Annotated in this window: 19 protein-coding genes and 1 riboswitch; of the genes, 9 read left to right on the forward strand and 10 right to left on the reverse strand. The window is 76.6% G+C overall.

Translation table 11 applies throughout. The features are described 5' to 3' along the window. From MY520_RS23510 to pgm, 3 genes are all read right to left on the reverse strand, one after another. Entirely contained in the window at positions 1-621 is a 621-nt protein-coding gene (locus MY520_RS23510) for a TetR/AcrR family transcriptional regulator (RefSeq protein ID WP_436695044.1), read from the reverse strand. Positions 622-797: 176 nt separating this feature from the next. Beyond that, positions 798-1,880: a M20 family metallopeptidase gene (locus MY520_RS23515; RefSeq protein WP_436695046.1), complete on the reverse strand. Its 1,083-nt coding sequence runs from the start codon at positions 1,878-1,880 to the stop codon at positions 798-800. A gap of 1 nt (position 1,881) precedes the next feature. After that, positions 1,882-3,516 carry a phosphoglucomutase (alpha-D-glucose-1,6-bisphosphate-dependent) gene (gene pgm / locus MY520_RS23520; protein ID WP_436695047.1) on the reverse strand — a complete coding sequence of 545 codons (1,635 nt, stop codon included), beginning with the start codon at positions 3,514-3,516 and terminating at the stop codon, positions 1,882-1,884. 89 nt (positions 3,517-3,605) lie between these two features. Between pgm and MY520_RS23525 the strand changes: the two genes are divergently transcribed. Next, complete coding sequence (locus MY520_RS23525) at positions 3,606-6,044, forward strand: helicase-associated domain-containing protein (protein WP_436695049.1); 2,439 nt, start codon at positions 3,606-3,608, stop codon at positions 6,042-6,044. A 139-nt stretch (positions 6,045-6,183) separates the two neighbouring features. Here MY520_RS23525 and MY520_RS23530 read toward each other — a convergent pair whose 3' ends face one another. The 3 genes from MY520_RS23530 to MY520_RS23540 are packed head-to-tail and all read right to left on the reverse strand — an operon-like array spanning position 6,184 to position 7,750. After that, positions 6,184-6,504: a hypothetical protein gene (locus MY520_RS23530; protein WP_436695051.1), complete on the reverse strand. Its 321-nt coding sequence runs from the start codon at positions 6,502-6,504 to the stop codon at positions 6,184-6,186. Next, the gene (locus MY520_RS23535) at positions 6,501-6,896 is read right to left on the reverse strand and encodes a VOC family protein (RefSeq protein ID WP_436695053.1); all 396 of its coding nucleotides are present in this window, start codon (positions 6,894-6,896) and stop codon (positions 6,501-6,503) included. Before MY520_RS23535 ends, MY520_RS23530 begins: the two co-directional genes overlap by 4 nt. Beyond that, the gene (locus MY520_RS23540) at positions 6,893-7,750 is read right to left on the reverse strand and encodes a helix-turn-helix domain-containing protein (RefSeq protein ID WP_436695055.1); all 858 of its coding nucleotides are present in this window, start codon (positions 7,748-7,750) and stop codon (positions 6,893-6,895) included. Before MY520_RS23540 ends, MY520_RS23535 begins: the two co-directional genes overlap by 4 nt. Positions 7,751-8,084: 334 nt before the next feature. Between MY520_RS23540 and MY520_RS23545 the strand changes: the two genes are divergently transcribed. Next, complete coding sequence (locus MY520_RS23545) at positions 8,085-9,299, forward strand: DUF222 domain-containing protein (RefSeq protein ID WP_436695057.1); 1,215 nt, start codon at positions 8,085-8,087, stop codon at positions 9,297-9,299. Positions 9,300-9,444: 145 nt separating this feature from the next. Continuing rightward, complete coding sequence (locus MY520_RS23550) at positions 9,445-9,915, forward strand: nucleoside deaminase (protein WP_436695059.1); 471 nt, start codon at positions 9,445-9,447, stop codon at positions 9,913-9,915. 12 nt (positions 9,916-9,927) lie between these two features. Here the strand turns inward: MY520_RS23550 and MY520_RS23555 are convergent, their stop codons facing one another. Then, entirely contained in the window at positions 9,928-10,773 is an 846-nt protein-coding gene (locus MY520_RS23555) for an alpha/beta fold hydrolase (RefSeq protein WP_436695061.1), read from the reverse strand. Positions 10,774-10,844: 71 nt separating this feature from the next. Between MY520_RS23555 and MY520_RS23560 the strand changes: the two genes are divergently transcribed. The 4 genes from MY520_RS23560 to thiD all read left to right on the forward strand — a co-directional run bounded on the left by MY520_RS23560 (position 10,845) and on the right by thiD (position 15,004). Further along, positions 10,845-12,578 (forward strand): helicase, encoded by a 1,734-nt coding sequence (locus MY520_RS23560; RefSeq protein WP_436695063.1) that lies wholly within the window; start codon positions 10,845-10,847, stop codon positions 12,576-12,578. 47 nt (positions 12,579-12,625) lie between these two features. Beyond that, positions 12,626-12,719: riboswitch (TPP riboswitch) on the forward strand. Continuing rightward, positions 12,712-13,509, forward strand: a complete 798-nt coding sequence (gene thiM, locus MY520_RS23565) for a hydroxyethylthiazole kinase (protein ID WP_436695065.1) — start codon at positions 12,712-12,714, stop codon at positions 13,507-13,509. It overlaps the preceding riboswitch by 8 nt. Beyond that, on the forward strand, positions 13,506-14,162 hold the full coding sequence (gene thiE / locus MY520_RS23570; protein ID WP_436695067.1) for a thiamine phosphate synthase: 657 nt from the start codon (positions 13,506-13,508) through the stop codon (positions 14,160-14,162). Before thiM ends, thiE begins: the two co-directional genes overlap by 4 nt. Before the next feature lie 35 nt (positions 14,163-14,197). Then, a complete protein-coding gene (gene thiD, locus MY520_RS23575; protein ID WP_436695069.1) occupies positions 14,198-15,004 on the forward strand; it encodes a bifunctional hydroxymethylpyrimidine kinase/phosphomethylpyrimidine kinase in 807 nt (268 codons plus the stop codon). Between the two features lie 13 nt (positions 15,005-15,017). On the opposite strand, the gene MY520_RS23580 is transcribed toward thiD, so the two are convergent. Beyond that, on the reverse strand, positions 15,018-15,464 hold the full coding sequence (locus MY520_RS23580; RefSeq protein WP_436695071.1) for a DUF6220 domain-containing protein: 447 nt from the start codon (positions 15,462-15,464) through the stop codon (positions 15,018-15,020). A gap of 145 nt (positions 15,465-15,609) precedes the next feature. On the opposite strand from MY520_RS23580, the gene MY520_RS23585 reads away from it, so the two are divergent. Both MY520_RS23585 and MY520_RS23590 read left to right on the forward strand, forming a co-directional pair. Further along, entirely contained in the window at positions 15,610-16,995 is a 1,386-nt protein-coding gene (locus MY520_RS23585; protein WP_436695073.1) for a DNA polymerase IV, read from the forward strand. Next, complete coding sequence (locus MY520_RS23590) at positions 16,988-17,593, forward strand: class I SAM-dependent methyltransferase (RefSeq protein WP_436695075.1); 606 nt, start codon at positions 16,988-16,990, stop codon at positions 17,591-17,593. Before MY520_RS23585 ends, MY520_RS23590 begins: the two co-directional genes overlap by 8 nt. Before the next feature lie 3 nt (positions 17,594-17,596). Here the strand turns inward: MY520_RS23590 and MY520_RS23595 are convergent, their stop codons facing one another. Together MY520_RS23595 and MY520_RS23600 are read right to left on the reverse strand one after the other, a co-directional pair. Next, positions 17,597-18,004 (reverse strand): PepSY domain-containing protein, encoded by a 408-nt coding sequence (locus tag MY520_RS23595; protein ID WP_436695077.1) that lies wholly within the window; start codon positions 18,002-18,004, stop codon positions 17,597-17,599. An 84-nt stretch (positions 18,005-18,088) separates the two neighbouring features. Continuing rightward, the coding region (locus MY520_RS23600; protein WP_436695079.1) for a CoA transferase at positions 18,089-18,950 on the reverse strand (862 nt) is incomplete at its 5' end.

Here is an 18,950-nt window from a genome sequence, read left to right on the forward strand (position 1 = left end):
TCAGCCGGAGACGGCGGCGCGCAGCAGGAGCAGCAGCGCGGTGTGCTCGAGGGAGTCGTCGGGGCGGTCGGGGTCCGCGTCGGTGGCCTGCGCGACGACGACGCCGTCGTGCAGGGCGAGCAGGATGCGGGCCAGCTGCCCCGCCGGGACGGCGAGGCGCAGGCCGACCCGGGCGGTCGCGCTCTCGATGAGGTCGGTCAGCCGGTCGTGCAGGGCGGCGGTGTGCTCGCGCAGGGCGGCGGCCGCCTCAGGGCGGCGGGCGGCGTGCAGCGCGTACTCGGTGTGCACGAGCACCCAGGAGCGGTCGGCGCGGAAGGTGGACAGGCACCGCTCGACGGCGGCGGAGACCGGGTCCCGCTCGGACTCGATGCCGGTCAGCTGCTCCTCCACCCGGGCCAGCTCGCGGCCGGTCTCCCGCGCGTAGAGCGCGGCGAACAGCTCGTCCTTGGTGCGGAAGCTGGAGTAGAAGGCCCCGCGGGTGAAGCCGCCGCGGCGGCAGATGTCCTCGACGCTGGCCGCGGCGAACCCGACCTCGGCGAAGGTCTCCAGGGCGGCGTCCAGCAGCAGTTCCACGGTGACCGCCCGCCGGCGCTTGGGCCGGTCGAGATCGGTCGTCGTCACGATGCACGACTGTATCGGATACGCCGCTGTATCGAACCGCCCCCCGCCGCTCCCGGACCTTCCGCGCCGGCTCCGTGGATCCTCTGGACTTTCCGCGCCGAAAGTCCGGGCTCGAGCCGTCGGTTCCCCGGAAACCGCCGGGGTCGGTGCGGCGGTTTCCCCGGAAACCGCCGGGGTCAGCCCGTCCAGCGGGTGACGACGTCGGTGAACGCGGCCGTCGCCTGCTGCAGCTCGGCGAGCTCCACGTACTCGTCGACGGCGTGCATGACCGCGGGCGTGCCGGGCCCCCACACGACGATCGGGGCGCCACCGACCACCTGGCCGAGCACCGAGGCATCGGTGAAGTAGGTCGCCGGCGTGGGCCGGACGGGCGCGGGCAGGCCGGCCACCCACGGGTCGTCGCCCGGGGTGCCGACCGGCGGCAGGTCGACCCGCACCTCGACGTCGGCCACCTCGGGCTGGCCCCGCCACCAGTCCAGCAGCTCGCCGCCGTCGGCGACGGTGCGCATGTCCACGACCACCTCGGCGCGGTCCGGGACGACGTTGGGCACGGTGCCGCCGGCCACGACGCCGGGGTTCCACGTCTCCGTGCCGAGGAACGGGTCGGTGCGGAAGGGCAGCGCCCCGCCGGCGCGCGCCAGCAGCGCGGCCAGGTCGAGGACGGCGTTGTGCCCGCGCTCGGGCGTGCTGCCGTGCGCCGCGCGCCCCGCCGTCCGGACGGCCAGCCAGAGCGCCCCCTTGTGCCCGAGGACGACCTGGTTGCCGGTCGCCTCGGGGACGACGACCGCCCCGACCGACTGCCCGGCGACCGCGTCGGCCGCGGCGGCGGCGCCCTTGGAGCCGATCTCCTCGTCGCTGGTGAGCAGCAGCGCGACCGGCGTCTCCGGGTCGGCGGCGGCCAGCGCGGCGGCCGCGGCGACCACGCCGGCCTTCATGTCGCTGCCGCCCCGGCCCCACACCCGGCCCCCGTCGAGGTCGGCGCCGAACGGATCGCGGGTCCAGGCGCCGGGGTCGGGCACCGGGACGGTGTCGACGTGGCAGGCGAGCAGCAGCTGCCGCCGGGCGGGGTCCGTGGGGGTGCGCAGCAGGGTCCAGGGGTGGTCGGGGTCCCGGCCCTCGGTGACCTCCAGGTGTGGTGCCCGCTCCCGGAGGACGTCGGTGAGGGTGCCGAGCGCGTCCCGCTGGGCCGCTGCGTCGCCCGAGACCGTCGTCCGACCGACCAGCTCCCGGACGAGGGCGGTCAGGTCGAGGGCCGCCACCTCAGCCGCCCAGGCTGGCCGTGACGACGGCGCGGGCCTCCTCCTGCACCCGCGCCAGGTGCTCCGGGCCCTGGAAGGACTCGGCGTAGACCTTGTAGACGTCCTCGGTGCCCGACGGCCGGGCGGCGAACCAGGCGTTCTCGGTGACCACCTTGAGCCCGCCGATGGAGGCGTCGTTGCCCGGCGCGCGGGTGAGCTTCGCGGTGATCGGCTCACCGGCCAGCTCGGTCGCCGTCACGTCCTCCGGGGACAGCTTGCCCAGGGCCGCCTTCTGCTCGCGGGTGGCCGGCGCGTCGATCCGCGCGTAGGCCGACTCGCCGTACCGGGCGGTCAGCTCGGCGTGCAGCTGGGACGGCGAGCGCCCGGTCACGGCCTGGATCTCGCTGGCCAGCAGGGCGAGCAGGATGCCGTCCTTGTCCGTCGTCCACACCCCGCCGTCCCGCCGGAGGAACGAGGCCCCAGCCGACTCCTCGCCGCCGAAGCCGACCGACCCGTCGAGCAGCCCGGGCACGAACCACTTGAACCCGACCGGCACCTCGACCAGGCGCCGGCCGAGGTCGGCGACGACCCGGTCGATGAGCGACGACGACACGAGGGTCTTGCCGACGGCGGTGTCCGCAGCCCACTCGGGGCGGTGCGAGAACAGGTAGGAGATCGCCACCGCGAGGAAGTGGTTGGGGTTCAGGAGGCCGCCGTCGGGCGTGACGATCCCGTGCCGGTCGGCGTCGGCGTCGTTGCCGGTGGCGATCTGGAACTGGTCGCGCTTGCCGATCAGCGACGCCATGGCGCTGGGGGAGGAGCAGTCCATGCGGATCTTGCCGTCCCAGTCCAGCGTCATGAACCGCCAGGTGGGGTCGACCAACGGGTTGACCACGGTGAGGTCGATCCGGTGCCGATCGGCGATCGCGCCCCAGTAGTCGACGCTGGCGCCGCCGAGGGGGTCGGCACCGATCCGCACGCCGGCGTCGCGGACGGCGTCGAGGTCGAGCACCGACGGCAGGTCCTCGACGTAGTCGCCGAGGAAGTCGTGCGGCTGCGCCGCGGCCCGTGCCCGGGTGAACGGGACGCGCTGGACCCCCGCCAGCCCGGCGTGCAGCAGCTCGTTGGCCCGCGCCGCGATGACCTTCGTGGCGTCGGTGTCCGCCGGGCCGCCGTTGGGCGGGTTGTACTTGAACCCGCCGTCGCGGGGCGGGTTGTGCGACGGGGTGACCACGATGCCGTCGGCGAGACCGGTCGTCCGGCCGCGGTTGGCCCGCAGGATCGCGTGGCTGACCGCCGGGGTGGGTGTGTACCGGTCGGCGGCGTCGACGAGCACCGTCACGTCGTTGGCGGCCAGCACCTCCAGCGCGCTGGCCCACGCCGGTTCGGAGAGCGCGTGGGTGTCCCGGCCGATGAACAGCGGCCCGTCGTACCCCTGCGCCGTCCGGTACTCGCAGATGGCCTGGGTGGTGGCGAGGATGTGCGCCTCGTTGAACGCGGCGTCGAACGACGAGCCGCGGTGGCCGCTGGTCCCGAAGGCCACCTGCTGCGCCGGGTCCGCCGGATCGGGCTCCCGCGTGTAGTAGGCGGTGACCAGCGCGGCGACGTCGACGAGGTCGCCGGGGGAGGCGGGCTGTCCGGCGCGGGTGGCGGTCATGCGCTGATCGTGGCCGGGGCAGGGCCGCCCCGCGAGCCGACCTGTGGACGACGCCGCGCGGCGGCGCGGTGAGGGTGTGGACTGGGCCGGTGGACGACCGTGGATGGGCCGAGTGGCTCGGCACCTTCTCGCGCGCGGAGCTCACCGAGCTGCTCACCGCGCGCCCCGACCTGGTGGCCGGGTACCCACCGCGCACGCTCTGGGGGCTGGCCGGCCGGATCTGCCACGCCGCGTCGGTGGCCGCCGCGGTCGATGACCTCCGCCTGCCCGAGCGACAGGTGTGGGAGGCGGTCCGGGCCCTGGGGGAGCGCAGGCGCCGCCCGGACCTCGACGACCTCCTGGGCGTCTCCGGACCCGACCACACCGACGCGGTGGGTGCCGCCGTCGGGACCCTGATCCGGCGCGGCCTCCTCCGGCCGGACGACGGTGCGCTCGTCGTCCCCTTGGCCGCGGAGCTGCCGCCGTACCCGCTGGGCGTGCCCGGACCACGGGCGCGGACGGCCTGGGCCGAGGCCACCCTGCCCGAGCTGCAGCGGGCCCTCCGGCGCTGGGGCGAACGGCCCCCCGCCCGCAAGGCCGAGGCTCTGGATCACGTGGTCCGCGTGGTCAGCGACCCGGCGCGGGTGCGGGCCCGGTTCGACACCGCTCCCGACGACGTCCGCCGCGGCCTGCTCCGGTGGGCCGGCCGGCCGGAACCGGGCGCCGGCTCCCGGCCCCTCGTCGCGGTCCCGGCGGACCGCTGGTGGATCTCCGACTCGGACGACGACCTCGAGCCGCCCTGGGGGGATCCCGACCGGTACCGGGAGGACACGGCCGCACGCCGATGGGCGGCCGAGCACGGTCTCGCGGTCACCCCCGCGCACGGCTGGGGTGGCGTCCTGCCCGCTGAGGTGGCACTCGCCGTCCGCGGGGAGCGCTGGCGGGCGCCCTTCGACCCCGTGCCGCCCGGCCCGGCCGTCAGCGCGGTGCCGCCGGCCGCCGTGGACTCCGCAGCGGCCGAGGCGGTCGCCCGGCTGCTGCGGCTGGTGGCGGACCTGCTCGATCGGGTGCGCCGGCAGGAGATCGCCTCCCTGGCCGGTGGCGGGATCGGCGTGCGGGAGCTGCGACGGCTCGGCAAGGATCTCGGCGCGGACGAGGCCCAGACACGGCTGGCGCTGGAGACCGCTCGCGCTGCGGGGCTCGTCCGCAGCGGCGTGTCGGGCATCGAGCCGACCACCCTCGCCGCGGAGTGGGCCGCGGGCGAGCCGGCCGACCAGGTCGTGCCGCTGGTACTCGCCTGGTGGCGACACGAGGCGATGGCCACCCGGGCTCGGGACGGTGACGGCAGGCCGGTCCCCGCGCTCGGGGCCCAGGTGCCCTGCCGGGGCTGCGCCGCCACCCGCCGGACCCTCCTCGCGGCCACCGCGGCCGTGCCCGGGGGAGCGGCCGGTGACCCCGCCGCGCTGCGCGCCGCGGCGCTCTGGAGCCGGCCGGCGGCGCACACGGTGCCCGGCGAGTCGGCGCCGCTGGACACCCTCTGGTCCGAGCTGCACCTGGTCGGAGTGGTCGGCGCCGGTGCGATCAGCGCGGTCGGCCGGGCCCTGCTGGCCGGGGACGAGGCCGGACTGCGCCGGTGGGCCGACGGCGTGCTGCCGGCGCGGGTGGCGACGGTCCGGTTCGGATCCGACCTCACCGCGGTGGCCACCGGCTCACCAGCGGCGTCCCTCGCCGCCGTGCTCGACTCGTGCGCCGATCGCGAGAGCACCGGTGCCGGGGTGATCTGGCGGCTGGGCCCGCCGACGATCCGGCGGGCCCTCGACGCGGGGCGGACCGGCGACGACCTGGTGACCGCGCTGCGGGAGGTGACCGATCGCGACCTGCCCCAGCCGCTGGTGCACCTCGTGCAGGATGTCGCCCGCCGGCACGGGCACCTCCGCGTCACCGCGGCCGCCTGCGTGCTGACCGGGGTCGACGAGGCCCTGGTCGCCCAGGTCCTGGCCGACCGGCGCCTCGGCCGGCTCGGGCTGCGGCAGGTCGGCCCGACGGTGCTGGCCGCGAGCGCCGCGCCCGACGTCACGCTGGCCGCCCTGCGCGCGGCGGGGTACCTGCCCGTCGCGGACGCCGAGCCGCCGCGCGGGACCGCCGAGGCCGCCGCGGCCCGCCATGCGGCGCGCGACGCGGCCCGGCGGATCGACGACGCCGTCGCGCCGGCCCGGCCGCGGCTGACCGTCGTCCCACCGCCGGTCGCGGACGTCGCCCGTGCCCTGCTGGACGGCGCCCGCACCGAGCCGCCGGCCGACCCGCTCCCGCCGGGACTGGCGGGAGCGGCGCCGCACCTCACCCCGGGCGAACTCGCTCTCCTGGCCGAGGCGGTCGGCTCCGGCGGTCGGGTGTCGATCGTCTACCGGGCGGCCTCCGGTGCCGTGACCGACCGGGTGATCCGGGCACCGGAGGTCCTGGGCCACGTGCTGGAGGCCTGGTGCGAGCTCCGCGGCGACGAGCGCGTCTTCTCGCTGTCAGGCGTGCTGCGCGTGCTGCCCGCGCCGTGAGCGGCGTGGCGGCGCGGGGCGCGAGCCCCGGGCCGCGGGCCCCCGGGCCCCGGGCCGCGGGCCGCGGGTGACTCGGGACCTGCGTGGCCGCGGGGCCGCGGGGGACCTGGGATCCGGGTGGCCCGGACGCCACGGTGACCTAGTCGCCGCGCGACTGCCGCAGGCGCGCGGGGGCGCGTCGGTGCCAGGCCTCCTCGAGCAGCTCGGCCACCTGGTCGGAGGCGGCGCCGGTGAGGTCCACCCGGACGCCGTTCAACTTCTTCCCCCACCACAGGAGGCTGCAGGGACCGCCCTCGACCGCCCGCGCCTCGCCCTCGTCGAGCATGACGTTGAGCGTGTCCTGGTCCCAGAGGGTCGCCAGCACCGTCGTCCCGAGCCGGAGCGCGGGCCGCCCGTGGTGCGGCGCCTCGGTCACCTCCGGGAGGGCGAGGGCCAGCGCGCGGACGTCGTCGGGCGTCACGACCTGGGGTGCCCGCGGTAGTCGCCGACGCTCCACGAGTTGCCCTCCGGGTCCCGGACGGAGAACTCCTTGCCGCCGTACGGCACGTCGGCGAGCGGCCGGAGGACCTCGACGCCGGCTGCCTGCACGCGGTCCCAGACGGCCGCGACGTCGTCGGTGACCAGGTAGGCGCCGGTGACACCGGCGTCGACCGGCCAATGACCGTCGTCGCGGGCCGAGCCGAGCATCACGCCGCCGCCGGGAGGCCAGGCCAGCTCGGCGTGGACCACCAGGGCACCGTCGCGGACGACGAGCGTCTCCTCGAAGCCGAGGACGTCGACGAGGAAGCGGATGAGGGCGGGGGCGTCGTCCGCGCGGAAGGCGGGCCAGACGGTGGGAGCGGGTGTCGTCATGCGGCCGAGCCTGCCGAGCCGACGGCGGCGTCGTCTTGGACGAATCCGAACTCCGCGGCCATCCACTGCAGCGGGGACAGCCCGCTGAACGACCGCCAGTCGCGGGTCAGGTGGGACTGGTCGGCATACCCGGCCGCCGCCGCGAGACCGGCGAGGTCGGGACGGCCTCCCGCTGCGACGCGGGCGGTCAGCCCCCGTCGGGCCCGGTCGAACCGCACGACGCGGGCGGCCTCCTTCGGCCCCAGTCCGGTCTCGGACCGGAACTGCGTGGTCAGGTGCCGCTCGGACCAGCCCACCCGCGCGGCGATCTCGGCCACCCGCAGCCGTCCCCCGCCGTCCACCGTCAGCCGCCACGCCTCGGCGATCTCGGGCGCCGCGTGGGAGTCGGTGGCGAGGTGGTCCAGCAGGAACTCCTCCACGGTGGCGAAGCGCGCCGGCCACCCGGCCGCATCCCGGACCCGGTCGAGCAGCTCGGCCGTGACCCGCACGCCGAGGACGTCGTCCAGGCCCACGTCCACCGAGGCGAGCGCCGCCGCGGGGGTGCCCAGCAGCGCGCGGGCACCCTCCGGTGTCAGGGCCAGTTGGATGCCCTCCTGCCGACCCGGGTGGGCGATCAGCGCCGGCCGGGTGTGCAGCCCGCCCAGGACCGTCTCGAACGTGCCCCCCGGCTGCCGCGGGTCGGCGTGCGCGCAGACCACCAGGGGAGCGTCGATCGGCAGGACCACGGTGAGGAACGGCGAGGGCAGCCCGCGGTGCACGCCCGGCGGCAGCCCCGCCTGCCGGTAGCCGACCGCCGCCGCCACCAGCCCGCGGAGCGCCGGGGGTGGCCGGTACCCGACGAACTCGCTGGTCACGGACCCAGGATGGCAGCGCGACGCCCGGCGCTCCAGCGCCTCCACGCCGCCACCCGTGCGTGGACGTCCGGACCGGTACCGGTCGAGCCCGCTGATCGATCGACCACGGCATGAGGACTCCTCTCTCGGGCCGAGATCAGACCAGCGAGGGACGACGCCGCGCTCTCGCCCGTCCACAGGCGGATCCGCCGTCCACAGGTGCGGCTCCCGCCTGGTGCCGACGGTCCGCGCGTGCTCGGCTGGACGCGTCGAATGGCCGCTGAACTGCGGTTTCTGTCCTACCGGCGGCCTACGCTCGACTCGTCGAACCGACACCGGTACGGAAGGAGGGCGGGTGTCCGAACTGCGCTCCGCCCTGGAGGGGCTGGTCGACACCGATCTCGGCGAGCTGTCCGATGCGTCCCTGCTCGACCTGGTCGGTGAGCTGTCGACCGCCGCCAACCGGGTCGCCGCCGCGCTGACGTCGGCCGTCCGTGTGGCCGACCACCGGAGGGCCTACCGACGCGACGGAGCGGTGTCGATGAGGAGCTGGCTGCGGGGCAGCTGCCGGCTGTCGCCTGCGGAGGCAACGGCGGTGGTGTCGTCAGGGCGCCGGCTCGAGCAGCTGCCGGCCACCGCCGCGGCCTTCGCCGCCGGTGAGATCACCGCAGACCACGCCCGTGTCATCACCCGCGCGATGACCCCTGGCCGGGTCGCCAGGGCCGAAGGGCTCGGTATCGCGCTGGGGGAGACCGACCGGATCCTCGCCGACCTGGCCCGGCAGACGACGCCCGACGAGACGGCTCGGGGAGTTGCACGCTGGGTCGCCGGCGTGGATCCCGACGGCTCCCTCGACGACGCGGCGGACACCCGCCGCCGGTTCACGATGGCCTCCGGCCTCGACGGCCGCGTGCACCTGCGCGGCGAACTGGACGCGGTGGGCGGCGAGTACCTGCACACCGCCCTGGCGGCGCTCATGAACGGCGACCGCCCGGCGGGCGACACCCGCGGCCACGCCGAGCGTCAGGCCGACGCCCTGGTCGCCCTCGCCCGCGGCGCTCTCGACGGGGGCTCGTTGCCCGACGTCCGCGGCGAGCGGCCGCACGTGCGGGTCACCGTCGACTGGCACTCCCTGTCCGCCGCTCGCGGTGCGCCGGGCGTCGCGGGCGGCGAGCTGGGCTGGGCTGGGCCGATCACGCCGGAGACGGCTCGGCGCCTGGCCTGCGACGCCGGCGTGGTCCGGGTCATCACGGGTCCGGACGGGCTGCCCCTCGACGTCGGCCGTGCGCAGCGGACGGCCGGCGCGGCGATCCGGCGGGCGGTCGAGGTCCGCGACGGTCACTGCGTCTTCGCCGGTTGCGACGCCCCGCCCGAGTGGTGCGACGTCCATCATGTCGTCCACTGGGCATTCGGCGGCCCGACCTCCTGCGACAACGGCGCGCTGCTCTGTGAACGGCACCACACCGCCTGCCACGAGGGCGGCTTCACCGTCACCCGTGATCCCGGGAGCGGCCACTGGCACACCTGGCGCCCCGACGGGAGCGAGGTCCTCATCCGCGCCGGCCCCTGAGGCCATGGCCAGGCCCGGCCGCCCAGCCGCCCGGCCGCCCTCCGCCGCGCGGGTTGCCGGACCCGCCGCTGTCCGGCCACGCTCGTCCCGGCTCGTAGCAGTCCAGGGCCGAGAGAAGTACGGCATCGATGGCAGGAGGCGATCAGTGACGTGCCCGGTTCCGCTGGACGATGCCACGGCCCGGTCGTGGCTGGCGGTCGCGGTGGAGGAGGCCCGGGCAGGCCTCGCCGAAGGCGGGGTACCGGTGGGCGCGGCGCTCGTCGGGCCGGACGGCAGGCTCCTGGGCCGTGGGCGCAACCGCCGGGTGCAGGACGACGACCCGTCGGTGCACGGGGAGACGTCGGCCTTCCGTGCCGCCGGTCGCCAGCGCACCTACCGCGGGACGACGATGGTCACCACCCTCTCGCCCTGCTGGTACTGCAGCGGGCTGGTGCGCCAGTTCGGCATCTCCCGGCTGGTCGTCGGCGAGGCGCGGACCTTCTCCGGCGGCCACGACTGGCTGGCCGAGCACGGCGTCGAGGTGCTGGTGCTCGACGACCCGGAGTGCCGGGAGCTCATGACGCGCTTCATCGCCGAACACCCCGACGTCTGGAGCGAGGACATCGGTGAGGAGTAGCCGCGGCCTCCGTCAACGCTCGACCCGCTCCAGGAACCGCTTCAGCGTCTCCAGGAAGACCTCCGGCTGCTCCGAGTGCACCCAGTGCCCCGCGTTCTTGATCCGCACCAGCCGGGTCGACGGGTAGAGCTCCTCCATGCGCTCCCGGTCCTCGGGCAGCACGTAGTGCGAGTTCGCGCCGGCGATCCACAGCACCGGGCCGTCGAAGCGGGCACCCGGCGGCGGGTCGGGGAACCCACGCAGCGCGCCGAGGTCGCGCTCCAGCAGCTCCAGGTTCAGCCGCCACCGCCAGCCGCCGCCGTCCCCCAGCCCCTCGCGCACCAGGCTCTGCAGCAGGAAGGACCGCACCATCCGGCTCGGGACGACGGAGCGCAGTGCGGCGTCGGCGTCCTCGCGGGTCCGGAGCGAACCCAGGTCGAGCTCCCGCATCGCGGCGATGAAGGCGGCGAAGGGGGAGGCCTCCTCGTCGGGGTCCTCGGTGCGGCCACCGGACACCGGGTACTCGGTCGGGGCGATGTCGACGACGACCAGCGCGCGCAGCAGCTCCGGATGGCGCAGCGCGACCTGCATCGCCACCTTGCCGCCCATCGAGTGCCCGACCAGGGTCACCGGCTCCCCGAACGACTCCAGCTCGTCGGCCACCATGCGCGCCATGTCGAGGTAGTCGACCCGCTCGGTCCACGGGGAGTGCCCGTGGTTGGGCAGGTCGAGGAGGGTCACCTGGTGGCCGCCGGCCAGTCCCTTGGCGATCGTCGTCCAGTTCTTGCCCTGGCCGAACAGCCCGTGCACGAACACCACCCGCGGACCCGTCTCACCCACGGTGCGCGCGTGCAGCCGCTCCTCCGAGTTCGCCGTCACCCGGCGATTCCACCAGATCCTGTCGTCCGGTCGACCTACCGTCGACGGCTCGACGAAGGGGGAGCACACCCATGCCCGGACGGCGCCGCCGGACGACGACCCGCTCGACCAGCACCACCCGAACCAGCACGAGCACGACCACCCGGCGCAAGCCGGCGACCAAGCGGACCGCCAAGCCCGCGCCCGAACGGCCGGTCGCCGGCCCGGGGGAGCGGGTGTGGGTGCTCGCCGTCCCCTTTCGGGCACCCGCGCCCGGCGCGCAGTGGCGGGCGGACCTGCAGGCGCACGTCTGGGTCGGCCGAGACCTGCCGCCGGAGCTGGCGCCCTACGACCCGCCGCCGTACACCTTCGAGCGCTTCCTCGAGGACGAGCTCAACCCCACGCCGCGACCGGTGCCCGCGGGCCGGCCCATGCACCCGCGGGACGAGCAGCTGACCGGCGCCGCGGCGATCGCCGCCTCGGCGAAGGCCGGGCACCGCGTCTTCCTGCTCGGCGACGACCCCGGCGTGGGCAAGACGGGCACCGCCGTCCTGGCCGCCCGGGAGGTGGCCGCGCAGCGTGGCGGGCGCACCGTCCTCGTGGTGGCCGACCGGCCGGCCGCCATCACCATCCCGCACTGGACCCGCTCGATCGCCGGCTTCGGCGACGGCGGGCTGCGCTGGTGCGTGACCACCTGGGACCGGCTGGCCAAGGTCGCCAAGCTGCGGTTCGACGTCGTCATCGCCGACGAGGCGCACATGGTCCGCCACACGACGACGCAGCGGTGGAAGCACTGGAAGGCCGTCTCCGGCGCCGGTCGGGTGAAGGACGCGCCGTTCGTCATCGCGGCCACCGCCACCCCGGCGCACACGCCGCTCGAGCTGCCCTACCTCGCGCCCCAGTTCGCCCAGCAGCACGGCGAGCCGCTCCGCGAGTGGTCGGACCTGCCGAAGAAGCTCGACGAGCACCGGTTCCACGTGGAACGTGGCCGCTACGGCTGGGCGTGGACCGAGGACGCCGACGAGCGCCGGGCCGACCTCGCGCGGCTGCAGGGCTGGCTGGCCGGGACGAACCCGCCGGCGACGCTGCACCGGCCGGCGCCGTGGGGGCCGGTGTCGGTGACCGGGACCCCGGTGGCGCTGACGCCGGCCGAGCGGGCGGCCTACGAGTCGGAGTGGGCCGAGTTCCGCGCCGAGATGCAGCTGGCCCGCCGCGGCCGGCAGACCGCGCGGGGCCGGGCGGCGCTGCTGCGCTTCCGGCAGAAGGCCGGGCTGATCCGGGCGCAGGCCACGGTCGACTGGGTGAAGGCCCAGGTGGAGGCCGAGCGGCAGGTCGCGGTGTCGGTCGAGTTCGTGGAGACGGCGGCCGACCCGATCCGTGAGGCGCTGCTGGACTCCGGGATCCCGGTGGCCGGCATCTACGGCCGCGACCGGTTCGACGTCGAGGCCGAGCGGCTGCGCTTCCAGACCGGGGCCGCGCCGGTCTGCGTGTTCACGGTGACGGCGTCGATCAGCCTGCACGCCGGCGAGCTGCTGCCCAGCGGGGCCGCGGCCTCCGCCGTCCCGCGGGTCGGGTTGTTCCACCAGCCGCGCTTCTCCGGCATCCAGGCCCGGCAGGTCACCGGCCGCACGCACCGCGACGGCCAGGTCTCGCCGTGGCGGGTGGCCTTCGCCGAGGACACCGTGGAGGAGCAGGTCGCGCGGGTGATGGTGGAGCGGCTGGCGGTCAGCGGCTCGACGGCGGGCGCGGACACGTCCTCCCTCCAGGAGATCGCCGAGCTGCTCGAGGCCGACTGGCTCCCCCCGGCGGCGCTCACCGACGCCTGAGCCGGCGGCCAGGACCCGCGGCCGGAACCGGCTGTTAGGTTCGGCGGGGAAGTGGCACGGGGTGTCCCGCAGGGGACTGAGAGCACACCCGTCGAACCTGCTCCAGTTCGTACTGGCGAAGGGATGTCACGGCGTGGACGCCGACGTTCTGCGCGATGCCCGGGCGGCGCTGCGCACCACCACCCCGCTCGTGCACTGCCTGACCAACACGGTCGTGCAGGCCTTCACCGCGAACGCGCTGCTGGCGGCGGGCGCGGCGCCGGCCATGGTCGACGCGCCCGAGGAGGCCGGTGACTTCGCGGCGGTCGCGTCGGCCGTGCTGGTCAACGTGGGCACGGTCAACGCCCGCACCGCCGAGGCGATGCGGCGCGCCGCCCGGTCGGCCGGCGCGGCCGGGACGCCCTGGGTCCTCGACCCGGTCGCCGTCGGCGGGCTGGCCTACCGCACCGAGCTGGCCGCCGAGCTGGTCGAGCTGCAGCCCACCGTCGTGCGCGGCAACGCCTCGGAGGTCATGGCCCTGGCCGGCGCCGGCGCCGGCGGCCGCGGGGTGGACAGCACCGCCGGTGCCGACGACGCCGCCCCGGCCGCCGCGGGGCTGGCCCGCCGCACCGGCGGGGTGGTCGCCGTCAGCGGCGAGGTCGACCTGGTCACCGACGGACGGCGGACCGTCCGCGTCGGGGGCGGTTCGGTTCTCCTGACCCGCACCACCGGCGCCGGCTGCGCGCTCGGCGCCCTGGTCGCGGCGTACGTCGCCGCCACCCGGGACGCGCTGCTCGGCACCGTCGCCGCGCACGCCCACGTCGCGCTCGCCGCCGAGATCGCCGCCGACCTCGCCGACGGGCCGGGCACCTTCGCGCCCGCGTGGCTGGACGCCCTCGACGCCATCGACGGGGACTCCCTGGCCCGGGCCGACGTCCGGGAGGAGCCGTGACCGTCGACTGGACGCTCTACCTGGTCACCGACACCGCGCTGTGCCGCCCGCGGCCGGTCGCCGACGTCGTCCGCGCGGCGGTGGCCGGCGGGGTCACCGCCGTCCAGGTCCGGGACAAGACCGCCCCGCGCCGCGAGCTGCTGGCGCTCACCCGTGCGGTGCAGGCCGCGCTGGCCGGCCGGCCGGACGTGCCCGTGCTCGTCAACGACGCCGTCGACGTCGCCCTCCTCACCGGCGCCGACGGCGTGCACGTCGGCCAGGACGACCTGCCGCCGGCCGAGACCCGGGCGCTGGTGGGGCCGGAGCGGCTGGTCGGGGTGAGCGTCTCGTCGCAGGCGGAGTTGGACGCGGTGCTGGCGCTGCCCGCCGGCACGGTGGACGTCGTCGGCATCGGCCCCGTGTGGACCACCGCCACCAAGCCCGACGCCGCCCCCGCGCTGGGGCCCGCCGGCACCCGCGCGCTCGCGTCGGCGGCGCACGCCGGGGACCTGGCCGCGGTGGCCATCGGCGGCGTCGACGCCGGAAACGCCGCGGCGGTGGCCGAGACGGGCGTGGACGGGGCCTGCGTGGTGTCGGCGATCTGCGCGGCGGGCGATCCGGAGGCGGCCGCCCGCGGGCTCCGCGCCGCCCTGGGCACGGCGGCGCGCCGGTGAGCAGCAGGCCCGAGGGGACGGGAGACCGCCCCGCCGTGCCCGTCGCCCTGACCGTGGCCGGCAGCGACCCCAGCGGCGGTGCGGGCATCCAGGCCGACCTCAAGACCTTCAGCGCGCTCGGCGCCTACGGAACGGCGGTCCTCACCGCGCTCACCGCGCAGAACACCCGCGGGGTCACCGGCGTGCACGCCGTCCCCGCGGAGTTCGTCGGCCTCCAGCTGCGCACCCTGTTCGACGACGTCACCGTGCACGCCACGAAGCTCGGGATGCTGGGCACCGCCGAGGTCGTCCGCGCGGTCGCGACCGCGCTCGCCGGCCGCCCGGGCGGCCCGGTGGTGTGCGACCCGGTGATGGTGTCGACCAGCGGTCACCGGCTGATCGACGAGGCCGCGGTGGACGCCGTCCGCACCGCGCTGCTGCCGGTGGCCGACCTGCTCACCCCGAACGTCCCCGAGGCGGCCGCCCTGCTGGACCGGCCGCCGGCGACCGACCTCGACGGCATGGTGGAGCAGGCGCACGCGCTCCTGGCCCTGGGGCCGCGTGCCGTGCTGCTCAAGGGCGGCCACCTCGGCGGGGACGAGAGCATCGACGTCCTCGTGACCGCGGACGGCGCGACGCCCACCCGGCGGCCCCGGATGGCGACGACGGCCACGCACGGCACCGGCTGCACGCTGTCCTCCGCGCTGGCCGCGCTCGCCGCCCGCGAGGGGGCCGGCGACTGGCTGCCCCTCGTGGAGCGGGCCCGCGACTACCTCCAGGCGGCACTGGCCGGTGGCGAGGGCCTGGGCATCGGCTCGGGGAACGGTCCGGTGCACCACTTCGCCGGGATCTGGCCGGGCTGAGGCCCCCGGCCGGTCAGCGCCGGGCGCCCCCGTCCGGTGCGCGCCCGGCCGTGCCGTGCAGGAAGCCGGCGAGGCCGAGGATCAGCAGCCCGCTCACGGCGTGCAGCCCGCCCCAGTACGCGCTGTCCTGACCGAGCACGGCCAGCAGGCTCTGCCCGAGGGCCGCGAGCAGGAACAGCACCGCGGCCACGCCGATCGCGCGCGCACCGGCCCGGGCGAGGACGGCGAAGACGAGCACCAGCAGCGCGACCCCGGACATGATGAAGCCCACGGTGCGGTGCGGCTCGAACCCCGGCCCGCTGCCGAAGAAGGAGAAGACACCGAGCCCGGCCAGGAAGATCTGCACGACCCCGAGCAGGAGGAAGACGCCCAGGACCACCCGGTAGGCCGTCGCCATGGCGGACGGCGCCCCACGGGCCGGCGCGGTCGCGGTCGTCGACTGGTCGAGGGGCTCTGCCACGGCGGCCTCCAGGCACGGGCCACCGAAGCTAGGACCCGCCGCGGAGGCGGTCAACGAGAACCGGACGGGCCCGCTTCCCGCCGCGCGTCACCGTCCGCACGGGCGACGATGGGGGGACCGGGCGATCGAACGAGGAGGTGCGGGCGTGCGGCGGGAGGCGAGCATCCTGCACCTGGACCTCGACGCGTTCTTCGCCGCGGTCGAGCAGCGTGACAAGCCGTCCCTGCGCGGCCGGCCGGTGGTCGTCGGCGGCGTCGGGGGCCGCGGCGTGGTGGCGACGGCGTCCTACGAGGCCCGGGCGTACGGCGCACGGTCGGCGATGGCCACGGCCGAGGCCCGCCGGCGCTGCCCGGCCGGGACGGCGTTCCTCGGGGGCCGGTTCGGCGCCTACCGCCGCACCTCCGACGTCGTCATGGAGCTGCTCCGCGAGCTCTCCCCCCTGGTCGAGCCGGCCTCCCTCGACGAGGCCTACGTCGACCTCGCGGTCACCTCCCCCGGCCACCCCGGGCACGACCTGTCGGTGGACGGCGTGACGGAACTGGGCCGCCGCCTCAAGGAGCGCATCGCCGAGGCGACGGGCGGGGTGACCGGCTCGGTGGGCATCGGCTCGTCGAAGCTCATGGCCAAGATCGGGTCCGACCTCGACAAGCCCGACGGCCTGGTCGTCGTCCCGCCCGGGTCCGAGCTGGACGTGCTGCACCCGCTGCCGGTGACCCGGCTGGGCGGGGTGGGACCGGCGACGGCGGAGCGGCTGCACCAGGTCGGGGTGCGGACCGTGGCCGACCTGGCCGCCAAGTCGCTGTCCGACCTGGTCGCGCTGGCCGGCCGGGCACACGGGGCGGGGCTGTACGCGCTGGCCCGCGCCGAGGACGACCGGCCGGTGGTGGCCGAGCGCGGAGCGAAGTCGGTCTCGCAGGAGGAGACGTTCGAGCGCGACCTCACCGACGTCGCCGTCCTCGGCCGGGAGATCGACGCGATGGCCGCGCGGGTCGCCGGGCGGTTGCGCGGCTCGGCGTACTCCGGCCGCACGGTGACGCTCAAGCTGCGCCGTTACGACTTCACCACGCTCACCCGCTCCCAGACCCTGCCCCACCCGACCGACGACGCCCGGGTGATCGCCTCGATCGCGCGGCGACTGCTCGCCGAGACCGGCACCCAGGGCGGGCTGCGGCTGCTCGGCGTCGGCGTCTCCGGGCTCTCCCTCTACGCGCAGGGCGACCTGTTCGCCGCCGACGACGACCCGGAGCTGCCGGACGACGAGCCGGCGCCCGCCGAGGCCCCCGAGGCGGCCCCGGAGCCGCCGGCGCCGGTGTCCCGCTGGTGGCCGGGCCAGGACGTCTGCCACGACGAGCTGGGCTCCGGCTGGGTGTGGGGCCGGGGACTGGGCCGGGTGACGGTGCGCTTCGAGGGGCCGCTGACCGCGCCGGGGCCGGTCCGCACGCTGCCCGCCGACGATCCCGCCCTGCACCCCGCCGAACCACCCGAGTGGCGATCAGCCACCATCGACCCCGTGGAGGCGACAGGTGACTGAGCAGAGCGTGTGGGTGCGGATGACCCAGGAGGACCCGCAGCACTCGGCGGCCTACGTGCAGCGGTTCCGGGACCTCGCCGCCCAGGGCTTCGACCTCGCCGGGGAGGCGCGGCTGGTCGACGCGATGCTGCCCCGCGGCTCCCACGTCCTCGACGCCGGCTGCGGCCCGGGCCGGGTCGGGGGCTGGCTCGCCACGGTCGGGCACGACGTGGTGGGCGTGGACGTCGACCCGGTGCTCGTCGCCGCCGCGGAGGAGGACCACCCCGGCCCCCGGTGGCTGGTCGGCGACCTCGCCGAGCTGGACCTGCCGGCGCTCGGGATCCTCCGTCCGTTCGACGCCATCGTCTGCGCCGGGAACGTGATGGCCTTCGTCGCGCCGAGCACCCGGCTCGCCGTCCTCCGGGGGTTCCGGGCGCACGTCGCCGCCGACGGCCGGGCGGCGATCGGGTTCGGGGCCGGGCGGGGCTACGACTTCGACGAGTTCCTGGCCGACGTCCGCAGTGCCGGGTGGACGCCGGACCTCCTGCTGTCCACCTGGGACCTGCGGCCGTTCACGCCGGCGTCGGACTTCCTGGTCGCCGTCCTCCGCCCGGCCTGAGCGTCACCGGCCGCCGCGCTCGATCCCGGTGATCTCGTACTGCGCGTTGACCTCGACGGTGACCCGCCGGCCGTCGGAGGTCACGAGGTGGGCCTCGTAGACGCCGTCGGAGTCGGTCTCCAGCCGCCGGATCGTCGCGCCGGGGTACTCGTCCAGCGCGACGGCGCGCACCTGCTCGGCGGTCTCGCCGGTGAGGGGCTGCTCGTCGTGGTGGCCGTCGCCGTCGTGGTGCCGGTCGTCCCGGCTGAACGACGTCCCGTCCCGCGGGCCGTCGAAGGCGGCGTTGGCGACCAGGGTCCCGGCGATGACGCCGCCGGCGACCAGGCCGGCGAACACGAGCGCCGCCGATCGGATCCAGCCGCGCGCCCGCGCGCGCCCCGGTGGTACCTGCTGCTGCACGCCGCCACTCATGACGACCTCCCGTGCGCTCTGTCTGTCGACGGTGACGAGCCCCCGTGGGGGACGAGGGTCCCACCAACGGCTGTGAACGAGCTGTCAATCCGGCCGCGGATGCCACTCCGGCCGACCCTCGACGAACGCGGCCGGCGCGGACCACGGCGGCGACCCGGGCGGGGCGACCAGCGTGACGACGCCGCCGGGGGCGGGCAGCGACATCAGGAAGTGCGCCGGGTCGACCGGCCCGTCCGCCGGTCCGTCCGCCGACTCGACCCGCCGTGGTGCGCCCAGCAGCCAGTGCGCCGTCCGGGCGAGGGAGAGCTCCCCGTGCCAGCCGCCGCCCTCCTCGCGCTGCCGGGCCACCGCGGCCAGGACGGTGGCGGCGGCCAGGTGGCCGGTCGCGTGGTCGAGCGCCTGCACGGGCAGCGCGCCGGGCCGGTCGTCCGTGCCGCACTCCCGCGCGATGCCGGACACCGCCTGCACCAGCGAGTCGAAGCCGCGCCGGCCGCCCCACGGGCCGGTGCTGCCCCACGCCGACAGGCCCACGACGACCAGGTGCGGGTGCCGCTCGGCCAGCGCCGCGGGGGCCAGGCCGAACCGCGCCAGCGCGCCGGGTCGGTAGCCCTGGACGACGACGTCCGCGCCGGCCAGCAGCTCCTCGACCGTCCGCCGGTCGGTCGCCGCCGCGAGGTCGAGGAGCACGTGCCGCTTGCCCGGGCCGGTGTCGACCAGCTGACCCGGGTCCTCGGCGAGCCTCGGGCTGTCGATCCGCAGCACGTCGGCCCCGTGCGAGGCCAGCGTGCGGGTGGCGACCGGCCCGGCGATGACCCGGGTCAGGTCGAGCACCCGCAGGCCGGCGAGCTCCGCCCGGCGCAGCGGCCCGCCGACGGCGCGGCGCAGGCCGATCAGCGGCGCCGCGGCCACCGCCCGCCCCGGCTCGGACCCCGCCCAGGCCGGCGCC

The organism is Geodermatophilus sp. CPCC 205506, assembly GCF_051383635.1.
Classification (GTDB): domain Bacteria; phylum Actinomycetota; class Actinomycetes; order Mycobacteriales; family Geodermatophilaceae; genus Geodermatophilus.

Bases quoted from the DNA above. Each gene is read 5' to 3' on its own strand.
- MY520_RS23560 (WP_436695063.1), top strand. From the start codon at position 10,845: ATGCCCGGACGGCGCCGCCGGACGACGACCCGCTCGACCAGCACCACC.
- pgm (WP_436695047.1), bottom strand. From the start codon at position 3,516: ATGACCGCCACCCGCGCCGGACAGCCCGCCTCCCCCGGCGACCTCGTC.
- MY520_RS23595 (WP_436695077.1), bottom strand. From the start codon at position 18,004: ATGAGTGGCGGCGTGCAGCAGCAGGTACCACCGGGGCGCGCGCGGGCG.
- MY520_RS23535 (WP_436695053.1), bottom strand. From the start codon at position 6,896: ATGACGACACCCGCTCCCACCGTCTGGCCCGCCTTCCGCGCGGACGAC.